The organism is Flavobacterium sp. JLP (assembly GCF_015350755.1).
Taxonomy (GTDB): domain Bacteria; phylum Bacteroidota; class Bacteroidia; order Flavobacteriales; family Flavobacteriaceae; genus Flavobacterium.
In genome coordinates, this window is record NZ_JADKPS010000001.1 from 323,618 (window position 1) to 336,872 (window position 13,255).

General features: G+C 33.7%; 8 protein-coding genes. 1 reads left to right on the top strand and 7 read right to left on the bottom strand.

Going from position 1 to position 13,255, the window contains the following annotated elements; translation table 11 throughout:
- Positions 1–9: 9 nt before the first annotated feature.
- The gene (locus IRZ83_RS01490) at positions 10–3,186 is read right to left on the bottom strand and encodes a SusC/RagA family TonB-linked outer membrane protein (protein WP_194566326.1); all 3,177 of its coding nucleotides are present in this window, start codon (positions 3,184–3,186) and stop codon (positions 10–12) included.
- A gap of 579 nt (positions 3,187–3,765) precedes the next feature.
- On the opposite strand from IRZ83_RS01490, the gene IRZ83_RS01495 reads away from it, so the two are divergent.
- Positions 3,766–5,373: a class I SAM-dependent methyltransferase gene (locus IRZ83_RS01495; protein WP_194566328.1), complete on the top strand. Its 1,608-nt coding sequence runs from the start codon at positions 3,766–3,768 to the stop codon at positions 5,371–5,373.
- 151 nt (positions 5,374–5,524) lie between these two features.
- Here IRZ83_RS01495 and IRZ83_RS01500 read toward each other — a convergent pair whose 3' ends face one another.
- The 6 genes from IRZ83_RS01500 to IRZ83_RS01525 all read right to left on the bottom strand — a co-directional run bounded on the left by IRZ83_RS01500 (position 5,525) and on the right by IRZ83_RS01525 (position 13,251).
- Positions 5,525–6,970 carry a serine hydrolase gene (locus IRZ83_RS01500; protein ID WP_194566330.1) on the bottom strand — a complete coding sequence of 482 codons (1,446 nt, stop codon included), beginning with the start codon at positions 6,968–6,970 and terminating at the stop codon, positions 5,525–5,527.
- Between the two features lie 279 nt (positions 6,971–7,249).
- A complete protein-coding gene (locus IRZ83_RS01505; RefSeq protein WP_029270001.1) occupies positions 7,250–7,702 on the bottom strand; it encodes a hypothetical protein in 453 nt (150 codons plus the stop codon).
- A 121-nt stretch (positions 7,703–7,823) separates the two neighbouring features.
- Positions 7,824–8,579 carry a hypothetical protein gene (locus IRZ83_RS01510; protein ID WP_228520644.1) on the bottom strand — a complete coding sequence of 252 codons (756 nt, stop codon included), beginning with the start codon at positions 8,577–8,579 and terminating at the stop codon, positions 7,824–7,826.
- A gap of 282 nt (positions 8,580–8,861) precedes the next feature.
- Complete coding sequence (locus IRZ83_RS01515; protein ID WP_194566331.1) at positions 8,862–9,383, bottom strand: DUF3347 domain-containing protein; 522 nt, start codon at positions 9,381–9,383, stop codon at positions 8,862–8,864.
- Positions 9,380–11,821, bottom strand: a complete 2,442-nt coding sequence (locus IRZ83_RS01520; protein ID WP_194566332.1) for a zinc-dependent metalloprotease — start codon at positions 11,819–11,821, stop codon at positions 9,380–9,382. Before IRZ83_RS01520 ends, IRZ83_RS01515 begins: the two co-directional genes overlap by 4 nt.
- 5 nt (positions 11,822–11,826) lie before the next feature.
- On the bottom strand, positions 11,827–13,251 hold the full coding sequence (locus tag IRZ83_RS01525) for a RagB/SusD family nutrient uptake outer membrane protein (RefSeq protein ID WP_194566333.1): 1,425 nt from the start codon (positions 13,249–13,251) through the stop codon (positions 11,827–11,829).
- Positions 13,252–13,255 lie beyond the last annotated feature (4 nt).

Sequence of the window (13,255 nt, forward strand, 5' to 3'; positions counted from 1 at the left end):
TTCGTGTTTTTAGAATTTAAGATTTACATTAAGGCTAAAATTTCTGGTAGTTGGCAAAGCTAAACTTTCCAGTCCTTGAGCGTTTCCAGTGTTGAAAGCTGTTTCAGGATCAATATTTGGTGCATCTTTATAGATAAACATCAGGTTACGGCCTACAGCAGTAATACTTGCAGCCTCAAATCCCAGTTTCTTAGCAAATGACTTATTAAAATTGTAAGCCAATTTTACTTCTCTAAGTTTTACAAAAGTTGAACTGTAGATATAAGCTTCACTAATATTGTATGAAGCTTTGTAATATTCCTGCGCACTAATTACTTGATTGTTAGGAGTTCCGTCGGCATATACTCCTTTAAAAATCATTCCATCATCATAAATCGCTGCTCCAGCTGGAGGCGTTCCGCTCGGAAGCAAGATTTTGTTAGTACCAGAATAATAGTAATTTAATCCGCCATTTGCTGCATCACGGCCTGGAAGCGTTTGCGCTAGCACACCCGTATAATTACCTGTTCTGTTCGTTCCTGAAAAAAGCTCTCCTCCTACACTTGCATCAACAAGAAATGACAATTCAATATTTTTATAGGTCAGCGTGTTTGTAACACCTGCTAAATAGTCTGGAGTATAATGTCCTAGAACTTTCTTAGTCGGATCAGCTTTTGGCAATCCGTTAGCGCCTACAACTATATTTCCACTTGCATCACGTTCGTAAGCTGTTCCATAAAGTGCTCCGTAAGCCTGTCCTACAGATGCCAATACGTCAACACCTCCTGAAGAACCAATAGTGTAGTTTTGAATCTGTTTTTCATAGTCAAGAATCTCAACTTTGCTTATATTCTTTGAATAATTTACACCTACATTCCATTTGAAAGCTTCAGTTTGAATAGGGCTTCCATCTAATTGAATTTCTATACCGCGGTTGTTTATTTTTCCAGCATTGATTAATTGCGAATTATAGCCACTAGAAGCTGTTGTTTTTATCTCCAGAATCTGATCAAAACTATTGGTATTGTAATATGCTGCATCAAAATGCAGTCTGTTTTTCCAAAAAGAGGCTTCTAGACCAATTTCGGTAGATCGTGTTGTTTCCGGTTTTAGGTTCTCATTTAGTTTTCTTTGAGAAGAAGTTTGTATAGGATTTCCGTCGAATGCAGTTAGAAAATTATAAACTGTAGACAATTGATATGGATCTGCATCATTACCAACTTCAGACCATCCGCCACGTAATTTTAAGAAATCAAGCGTGTTGCTTTTCAAATTCAAAGCTTCAGATAATACCAAACTTCCGTTAATAGAAGGATAGAAATAAGAACGGTTACTGCTTGGCAATGTCGATGACCAGTCGTTACGAGCTGTAAGATTTAAATAGGCATAGTTTTTATATCCCAGTTGTGCTGAGGCATAGGCACTATATACTCTCAATCTTGATAATGTATTTGATGACGTTAACGGATCTCGCGAGTTGATCAATGTATATAAATCAGGTACTGCCAAACGTGGTGCTTTTTGATAATTGTTAGCATCACTGTGGTTGCGAATATTAAATCCAGCTAAAGCATCTAAACTAAAATCATCATTCAGTTTCTTAGTATAAGTAAAAATACCTTCCGTATTTTGCTCGTTTACAGTGTACGCATCTTCAGCATAAGATCCAAAAGGAGTTCCATTTGTACCATATTTAATCTCGTATTTTCTGCGATCGTTATAATAGTCAACTCCAGTGCGGAATTTAAAATTAAGTCCATCGAAAATCTTGGCATCCAAATGAAAATCACCAATTAAACGGTTGCGTTGCTGACTTGTTGTATTATAATATGCATTCCAATACGGATTGCTGTAATAGCTATTATTCCAGTTTCTAGTCCAATCATTACTAAGCTGATTAATATCAACCTGACGTCCGAACCAAAGAAACTGCAGCATCACACCGGCTGCACGTCCGCCTGATGGACCACCCGGCAGTGCTGGAGCATTAGTAACAATATAGTTACCTGTTACCCCTACTTTTATATTTTTGGATATTTGATAATTAGTATTAATAGTAAAGTTTGTTTTGTTCACTTCACTGTTAGGCACTACTCCTGTTTGCTTTTGATTGTTTACTCCAATACGAAAATCTGATTTATCATCTGATCTGACCACAGAAACACTATTATCAAAAGTAAGCCCTGTATTAAAGAAATCTTTCACATTATCTGGATGAGCTACAAAAGGAACTGCCTCACCATTTGAGTAAAATTGAGGAATAAGACGTCCGTCTAATTTAGGACCCCAGCTTTCATCAACTCCGTCATTAATACCGCCTCCTTTGCCATCTACATAGCTGAATTTTCCGTTTGAACCTTGTCCAAATGAATTTTGATAGCTTGGTAATGTAGCAACTTGAGAGATCGTTATACCTGAACTAACGCTTATGCCCAGTCCTTTTTGACTTTTTCCTGATTTTGTAGTTATTAAAACAACACCATGCGCGGCACGTGACCCATAAAGTGCAGCGGCATTAGGTCCTTTCAGCACAGTTAATGTTTCAATATCTTGCGGATTTAAATCGGCAATTGCATTTTTAAAATCGCGCGTAGCTCCTCCAGCGTTAAGCTGTGAGTTATCTACAGGAACTCCATCGACCACAAATAACGGCTGATTATTTCCTGCTATAGATGTCTCACCACGAATAATAATACGTGAAGATCCCATATCACCCTGTGAATTAGTAATACGTACTCCGGCTAATTTACCAGTAAGACTATTCAGAAAATTAGTTTCTTTTGTATCTGCTATGTCCTTATTCTTAAGTGATTGAGTAGTATAACCTAAAGATTTTTTTTCTTTTGTAATACCAAGCGCTGTAACTACTACTTCTGACAACACATTTTGTTCTTCAATAAGACTAATAACAACTGCATTTGCAGTAACAACAACTTCTGTTTTTTTATAACCCAAATAACTTATTACCAGTGTATAAGGGAATTTTTGTCCCGTTTGGAAATAAAACTTTCCATCTAAATCTGTTGAAACACCGTGTGTAGTGCCTTTTATATTTACTGAAGCACCAATTACTGGTTCTTTTGTAATAGCATCAATTACTGTTCCTTCGAGTTTGGATTGTATTAAGGGTTTGGTTTCTTGAGCTTTAATCCCAATTGAAATCAATAAAATACATAACCAAATATATCTATTTAATTTTTTTTTCATTACTTTGTTTTAGTTTAAAAAATAAGGCTAGCCGAAAACGGATTTACTCCATTATCGCTTTCCTTACAGAGATCTACAATTTCTTTAAGCTTCGCCATTTCTGCTGCAACAGAAATGGTTTTTTTTTTAGCCGCAGCACATTCGTTTTTTCATTTTTATTTTTTTTGATTACTATTATTTGAATTTGTCTTTAAAATTCAATCCTGAAATTAGGATCAATTCTATTAAAATTTTTATGATTTAGAGATTGAAGAATTTTAACTGGGAAATTATAAGACATACAGTGTCAAATAGTTTCTCCTTAATCAGAAATTAAATGCCTGACAGCCTTTAAATCTGGAGTTAATTTTATATTCTACTAATTTGATAGAACAAAAGTATATTAAAATTATTAACCTCAAAAGTTAAATCTCTTTTTTTGTAAAAAAAATGTTAATTAAAATTTTAGTAAAATTTTAAATTACTAAAAACAAGATCTTTAATACTATCATCCCGTTTACTAAGGTGTAAGAATTTTTCTAAACAGAAAGGATCTTAGTTAAAAAAATCACTATTTTTATTATACTTTCATTCATTACTATGACAAATATATCAGAACTAAGAAGCTCAATTTTCAGACATCTTGACGGTTTGGCTGTAGCACCAGTAGCAATAGCACTCAAAAATCAAGGAGTTTTAAATTTTATCCTGCAAAAAAAGCAAACACAATTAGCAGAGCTTGCTACTGTTTTCAGAGCAAACGAAGGTTATCTTAATGTAGGTTTGAGAATTTTAGCTTCTCAAGGTTTTTTAGATTATAAAGTCAATAACAGTACACAAGAAATTATAATTTCAGAAAATGAAAAGACAGAAATAGCTTTTTCTATGTTTCATCTTTATGAAGATGTTGTTGATTTGCTTCAGTTTTCTGTACAGTTTCATTCACGATTATTTGAAGATGCACCCTTCGAAAAGCTCAATATTATTTTTGAAAAATATAAAATGAGTTACGGAATTATACCTACCGATAATATCTTGATTAATAGTATTCAAAACCAGATTTTAAAACATATAGAAGGTTATTTGATTGGACCGACAATAGTACGTTTGGCAATGAATGGAATGTTTCACAAGTATTTTATGGAGACTTCTTTCAGACCCGAAGAGTTTCATAAATCTCCTGAAAATTTTAAAAAAATATTAGACTTTTTTGTTCATCTTGGATGGTTCTTAGAAAAAAATGGCAATTACCAATTTACAGAAGTGGGTTTGTTTTTCGCCAAAAGAGCCAGTGCATATGGCGTTACGGTTTCATATTTGCCAACATTTGCAAAAATTGAAGAATTAATTTTTGGTGATCCAGCTGTTTTAAGAATGATAGCCGATGGTGAAAACGAAATTCATGTTGATCGGGAAATGAATGTATGGGGAAGCGGTGGCGCTCATGATACTTATTTTAAGGTTGTCGATGAGATTATCATTAGCCTTTTTAACTTGCCAATTGAAGAACAGCCTAAAGGAATCTTAGATATGGGTTGTGGCAATGGTGCTTTCCTACAACACATTTTTGAAGTAATCGACAGACAGACATTGCGCGGAAAAATGCTCGATGAATATCCACTATTTTTGGTTGGAGCAGATTATAATCAAGCTGCTCTGAAAGTAACCAGAGCTAATCTTATAAAAGCAGACATTTGGGCAAAAGTAATTTGGGGAGATATTGGACGACCAGATTTACTTTCGAATGATTTGAGAGAAAATTACAATATTGACCTAAAAGATTTGCTTAACGTGAGGACTTTTTTAGACCACAATCGAATTTGGACAAATCCGAAACACATTAATCAACATCGAATCAGTAAATCTACTGGTGCATTTGCCTATAGAGGAAAAAGAATAAGCAACAATCTGGTAGAAGACAATCTCTTGGAACATTTGCAAAAATGGTCGCCTTATGTTTGTAAATTTGGTCTGCTTCTAATTGAATTACATACTATAAATCCAAAACTTGCAGCTGGTAATTTAGGAAAAACACCTGCAACCGCTTATGATGCCACGCATGGCTTTTCTGATCAATATATTGTTGAAATAGATGTGTTTAATAATATAGCTGCAGAAGCAGGATTATTTCCAGATAAATCAATTTTTAAACGATTTCCAGATGCAGATATAGCTACAGTTAGTATTAATTTATTGAAAGGAAACTAAATACATTCCTACTCTATTTTTTCATAATAACCTCTTACAAAAAACCGAAATAAAACGTTTTAAATAAACTTCGCTTAAAAATGTGTTAGACCAATTTAATAAAAAATAGCTTTAACGAAACAGATTTTTGGCTAATAGAAATTTCTTTATTCTAATTCGAATATAAACGCTCTAGTATTTTTCTCCCGCTTTCATTGTTAGGATTCAACTCTATTGATTTTTTATACATCTCAATTGCTTTCTTCTTATCTCCTATTTTCAATAATATTTCACCATAACTGTCAAAAGCATTCGAGCTTTCTGGAAACAAATGGGCATTTAACTTTAAAATTTCTAAAGCTTCATTATTTTGCCCTTTGGCCATCATACGATAGGCCCATTCATTAATTTCAAATTCATTAGGGATAAACAATGGATTATTTTTTATTTCCTTCTCTGAAAATGGAATTGCATTCTCAAAACCAATCTCCCTCAAAGTCGTACGAAGATTTGTTATTGGGTCAGCTTTGGGTATACTTGGAATATATACGCCTGCAATTTCTTCTAAAAAATCTTCTGGATAACTTCCTCCAAGATTTGTCAGGATTATTACAGCCAAATTATCATCTGGATATATCAAAAATGCAGATCTTCCTCCTCCGGACATTCCAACAGCACGATGTTTATTCCGAAATTTATTCATTCCCCAGCCTAAACTCCAAGGTGTATTCTTGCCATTGTTAAAAACTGAAGGTGTCCACATTTTCTCAAGTAACGATTTAGATTTCAGCAGTTTGCCAGTTTGTAAAGCAATCACCCAATTTGCCATATCTTCTGAGGTACTGTTTAATCCTGCTGCGGTTCTTCGAAAATACGGAAATTCATAATAGTTATTAATCAGCTGGGGACTTTCTAATGCGCGTCCGTCAGTACTTTTTCTCCAGAAATAAGTCGGTGCAAAATGCGTTATTATATCGCGGGAGTCACCAAAAACAGTATATTTCATTTGTGCGGGCTTAAATTGCAGATCCGTAAAATTTTCAGTAAAAGGTTTTTCTGATAATTTATCTACGAGTTTCCCTAGTAAGTAAGCATTGGTTTGATTATAGGCAAATTTTTCTCCTGGAATAAAATCCATCGGCATTGTTTTTAGTTTTTCCCAAACTGCTTCTTCTGTTTTCAGAGCCCCTACACCACCTGTATTTGGATCAAGAATTTTTAGTAAATCTGGAAGTCCAGAAGTATTTGTAAGCAAATGTTTTATTGTAACAGATGCATCCCATTTTTTTGGAAATATATCTAAATAATGAGATACGGGCAATGAAAGATCTAATTTTCCTTTTTCGGCCAATTGCATTACCGATACAGCAGTAAAAACTTTTGTAATAGAATTGAGAGCAAATACAGTTTGATTTGTTACTGCAATACTATCTTGCACATTTGCAATACCATAACTTTTATTTAGGACAATTTTTCCATTTTGAACAACGGCAACTTGCAAACCGGGTATTTTACGTTCCTGCATTTCCCTAAAAATAATAGCATCTACATCCTTCTGTTGACCAGTCATCTGTAAAGTAAATATCAAAACGGTTATAAGAGAAAGTATTTTTTTCATTTGCTGTTAATTTAGAAGGTATAATTGAAGTTTAGATAAATAAAAAAATAAAAGGTTTAATGGTTCCTTCTAACAATATTTTAATAAATAAATATTCTGCATTAAACATCGTAATTAGCTAACATCAAGTTAATTTTAAACGAAAAACCTCCAAAATCAAATGACTTTGGAGGTTTTGTTTTTACAGGTGGTTTCGAATTCGAAACCTAAATGATATTTTCTATTAATTACTACCGTTCAAAATGAATCAGTGTAATGCTTTAGAAAGTATATTATTTATTACATTTCGTTCAAGTCGTTGAACTCGTGTAAAGATTTTAATGTGCTTTCGTAGAATAAGATTGCAGCTATTAGATTTCCTTTATCTGAATAAGGCATCATTTTTCGCTGAAAGTCTACTGTTGTATCTAAAAATGCTGTTGTACCTACTGCCTGAGCATCTAGTACTTTTTTGTGCTCACTATCGTCTGGAATACCTAAGTCTGCCATTGTAACACCTGGTTTAGTAACCAAAGCAATATAAGGGAGAGTTTTTACCAAAACTTTAATACGCTCAATGTACAATTCCAAAAGTTCTCCTTTTTGCATACCACTTAATTCTTTTTGATCGTGGTATTTACGAATTAGAGCTGTTGTACTGATAATACTTCTTGGAGCATTTTTTGCCTGTGCTGAAATAGCGCCAGTTGTCAAGAAGAAAAGGAAACTTAGTAAAATAATATTGCTCTTCATTTTATTATTGTTATTGGTTATTGATTGAAACAAAAATATATAAATTAACTTAAATTGCAACTTTATTATCATTTTTTTTTAATGTAATAATAGCAGTATTTTATTTTTAATGTCAGGCAGGTTAAATACTGCTGTCACTGCTTACAAAACTAGTAGCGGTATTCTTAATTTTAGGAGTAGTACTTGCCTCTTGCTGTGACTTAATATCGACTTCTTGCTGTGGTTTGATATTTACTTCTTCCTGCGATTTTATTATTCTAAAGCGTCCAGGATATTTTATCCATATGCTTTTTTTATTTCCATAATAGTCCATAAATTCTTCGCAAACAAAAACGGCATGTGCTGTTGACCACGCAACAACGCCACAAAATTCACTTCCGGACTGTCGTTTTAGCTTTTGTATTTGTTTGCCTTTTCTGAATCCTAAATATTTATAAATTGTTGGAGTATAAACTGCACCGTCTTCTAAATCCTCTAATGCTTTATCAAAAGTAGACTCGTTATCTATAATTTGCTTATATTTTGCCATTACTGCATATGTCAATACTGCATATTCTGTAATTTTTTCACTTTCCAGATTATCTTTGATATATACAAAACCAGCAGAAAATTTAGCTCTATCTATTTCGGCTTTTTTTAGATTAAAAGAGGCATTATTTTTTAATGTTATTTTGTATAAACTGTCATTTACCTGTTCCGTTAAAAAAAGATTATCTAATCCATACACGTTTAAAGAAGCTTTGATAAAAGCAATTGAGGAACAGTTTGTACGTTCTCCTTGTTTAAAACTTTCGAATATTTGATCTGAGCTTAATTGCGCATAAGAAGTGGAACAAATAAACATGAAAAATAAAAATATTGAAGTAACAGATTTCATTGTCTTTAGATTTTATAATTGTTTCCCAACTGATTTTAGAAATATACAGATTTTACAAATCTATAAAAAATCAATTCATAGTCGTTTTTTACCTCTTAACTTTTTTAAAAAATTATAAAAGATACTCCAAATATAAATCTTTTAGATATGACAGAATGAAATGAACAACTTTTTTTTTACTAACAGTTTATGATTGCACATTTATTACAAAAATTATAATAAAAGACAAATACGGCTCCTTTTCAGAATACCGTATTTATCAAACTAATTCAACTTAAATTTTTACAGACTTGCTTTTACCACACCGCAAGTCAGCATATTTTTTGGGTAGTACGGATTTTTAATTTCTTTACTGTCACTTACCCACTCTGCACTCGTCATCGGACACATTTGTAAATGAAGCTCTGTATCAGTGGCTTTGAATTTAGGTGCCAGTTCCCAAAATTTTACAGAAAGTGATTGAAAAATTCTACGTTGCTTATTGATGTTTTTAGTTGTTGTAACCTCTGCAGCAAGTGCTATTATTTCCTTTCTTGTTTTCGCAGCCTCGTTCATTTGTTCCAGACTTAACTTTTTAAATCTGAAGTTTTTTAATGAATTTTGCAAGGCAGTGGCATTTGTAATAACTGCCAAACTATCTGAAGCTATAAGGTTATTTTTTAAAGCAAGGTAATTGCTTGTGATTTCCTCTTTTTGCGCTTCACGTTTTGCTGCTAATTCTGGTGCAACTTCTTCTTTTGACGTTAATTGGGCTTGCGCCAAAGTGGTGATGCAAACAAATACTATCATTAATAATTTTCTCATATATCCGTTTTATTTAATTTTGAAATGATTTTGTCTATTTCTATCAAAATACCTTCGTAATGTTCTTTATTAAGTCCGGTTGTAACACTCATTAATTTTGTAACATCAGTTCTTAATTTTAAAAGATGCTGTTTAGCATACAATCTAATATCACTTCTCTGTGCTGCATTTAAAGCTTTGCCCGGCTCTACTTCTTTAGGCAATAACAGCATGTTTAGTTTGTCAATATAACTGCGTTGCAGGCTTCGTCTGTAAAAATCTAATTTTTCGTCACCACTAAATTTTACCCAAACAGTTTGCTGCAAATCATTTAAAAATTCAGGAACAGTGTAAGCTCCTTCAAACTGCATGGCTTTAAGACTGATGTTATAAAGCATTCCAGAGCTAAGCAGCATATTTAATACCTGATTTTGCTGATCTGATATTTGATCTTCTGTTTTTAACGAAATCATTTGACCAATATCTTGAGGATACATCCAGAGAGGAGCTACAAATAATTGTCTTCCTACATAATCTACAGCTGCTTTAACTTTTGCTTTAGGAACAGGCTGATAAACCAAACCTTTTTCATCAACAGTTCTTTTGGTTACATAATTATTCCCAATATATTTTAGCACATGATACAAATACAAACCGTATTGCTTTACAACCGCTTTATGCATATCTGATAAATTATCATATGCATCGTTAGGCTCGTAAGTCCATTGAATAAGGTTTGGTACAACACGCTTTAAATTTTTAATTCCATAATCACTGGCAAGAACAGCATCATCGCCAAGATCTTCTGTTTGGCTTCGAGGATCTTCTTCTTTTCCTTCTCCACCAAACCATAATTTAGGATTAGCAGTCAAACTATCAGTAGCTAGTTTGCTGAGTTTTTTTTCTTCCTCAAACTCATCTTTAGATTTTGGAAAATAGCTATACCCCCACTTTACAGCCCATTTATCGTACATACCAATACGCGGATAAATACCTTCTGGACTAATATTATCTTCTGGCTGTGCAACATAATTAAGTCGGGCATAATCCATTATAGAAACGGTATGACCATTTGCTTCAACCCATTTTTTATCTCTCAGTTTTTCTACAGGAGTGGCACTGCTGGCTCCCATGTTGTGGCGTAACCCAATAGTGTGCCCAATTTCATGAGAAGAAACAAAGCGAATTAATTGGCCCATAACCTCATCATCTAAGTGCATTTTTCTCGCTCTTGGGTCTAGAGGACCTACCTGGATCATATACCATCTTTGCACTAATTTCATCACATTATGATACCACCCTACATGGCTCTCGATGATTTCTCCACTTCTAGGATCGCTTACGCGTGGTCCATAAGCATTAGGCGTTTCTGATGCATAATAGCGTACTACAGAATATCTTGCATCTTCCAGACTCATTGTTTTATCATCTTCCGGCCATTCCTTGCCAACAATAGCATTTTTAAAACCAGCAGCTTCAAAAGCCTTCTGCCAATCGTTAATTCCGGCAATTAAGTAAGGTCTCCATTTTTTTGGCGTTGCCGGATCAATGTAATAAACAATTTGTTTTTTTGGTTCAACCAATTCCCCATTTAGGTATTTCTTAATGTCTTTATCCTTTGGCTCCAGACGATAACGCTGAATAATGAACTTCGTTTGTGCCCGCTGTTCATCATCATCAAACAAAACATATTTATTAGCAAAATATCCCACTCTTTCATCTGCAAAACGTTTGCGCATTGGTGTTTTTGGCAACAATACAATTGAGGTGTTTAATCTCAAAGTTATGCTTCCGCTGCTTGCTGTAGAACTCGTATAGGTTTTCGTTGTTTTTATTTCAATGTTAATAGGATAAGTATCTATTGTTTCGATAAATGATTTGTCATCGGCAAGAGAGGTCAGCTTTTTTTCTGTTTTCTCTTTATTTTCTATAGAGAACATTGGATTATCTTTCTTGAAAACATCCGTTACATCGATGACAACATTTCCAGTATCAGGATTTGTTGTTTTTACTGGAAAAGCAGCAACTATTGGATTTTCATTACTACCTGCTAATGCTTTTGCCAGCATCGAATCTGGATTACGCACATCTTGCCTGTATTGTAATGATCTTAAAAAAACGGTATTGTTTGCTCCTTTTTCAAAATAAACAGTCTGCTCATTAGCTTTCTCACCACCAAAAAGCCCTATGCCTTCTGGAGTAGAAAGATATCGAGTTACCACCAACATATACCTGTTAAACAAACTGTCCGGAATTTGGAAATAAAATTTATTATCGACAAGATTAACTGTAAAAAGACCTAATTTGCTTTTAGAGCCGTCTTTAATAATTTTATTATAAGGCTGTAAGGCTTTAGTCTGGGTACTTGTACTATCCGCTTTTTTTTCTGGCTGCGTTTGCGCAAAACCATGCTGCTGTAGCGTAAGCAGCATGATTATTAAAATAAATATTTTTTTCATTAGAATTAAAATGGAACTTTTTCGTCTGTGTTCAAAGTAAGTTTAGGATTCTTTTGCAGAGCAGATAAAGGAAATGGTATAATATATAATCTTGAATTAGGCAGTAAAGTATAGGTTTTTTGAGGCACAGTCTTATTCACTATTGGAAACACTCTTGTAACCGTTTTTGCATAGTCAGCTTCGTTATTTAATCTCTTAAGGTCAAAAAAACGATTAAAACCTAAAAGCAACTCTTTTCTGCGTTCGTTTATAACAAGTTCCATCGTTTCTTTTCTGGTTGTTGGAACGGTTAAATTGACAGTACCTGACAAAATACGTTTTGCTCTTAATTTATTTAAAACATCGACTGCATCGCTATATTTGTCTTCTCTGGCATAGCATTCAGCCAACATTAAATATACTTCAGTTGTTTTCATTCCAACTGTAGAATAAAAAAACTTTGTATATACAGTTGCCCAATACGCTGTATTTGAACCCTGATCTAGATTTGTTGTGCTTGTAGTATTGAAAAACAAATTAAAACGTGCATCATTTGTACCAAATAAAGTTCGCAGCTCCGGGCTTATGATATATTGATAGGCAAAGTTCATTTCATTATAGCCTGTCATGTACTGATAGCTCAGTACCTCTATATTATTTGCTGCTGGTACGGCGACTACGTTTGGTCCGCCTTGTTTATTGTAGGCTACCATATCAAATATTTGGCTATTATAAGTTAGCGACTTTTCTGCAGCTTCTTTAGCGCTTGCAATTTCGCGCTTAAATAAGTGCACTTTTGCTTTAAAAGCGTAAGCAAATGCAAGTGACGGATGGTAAATATCAAGAGGTTTTTCCTGAAGATAAGGAAGTGCATCTTCTATATCCTTCTGAATAAAATCATACACCTGTGCTACGGTAGATTTTGAAGGCTTCGCTTCTAAATCAAATTTATCCATAATACAAATACCACCATCAGTGGCAGCAGTTTGCGGATCATAAGCCTTTGCGTACGTATTCACTAATAAAAAGTGATCGTAAGCTCTATAAATTTTAGCTTCTGCCTTTGCTAATTGTTTTGTGCTTTCTTCTCCTTTGCTTTCATCAACTAATGAAATAATAGTATTCCATCTGTTGATATAAGTATAAGCCTGATTATAAAAACTTGAACCTGTTAACAAGGAAACTCTGTCTGTACTTTCATCAAAAGTAAAATTAATGATGTCAATATTTGGAGTTTTCCCAATTACGTTTGCTTCTTTCATCCATTGATCGTCTGATAAATACTGAAAGTTATTAATAGGATAACCTCTGTTTGGCAGAGATACCATTTCATGAAATTGCGCGGCAGTTTCTATAACTAATGCTCCTTTAGGAGTAATGTCAGTGTAATCTTCGCAAGATGTCACTGTTAACAGTAACAGCGACAGCGTTATAGCATATAGGTGTTTCATTTTA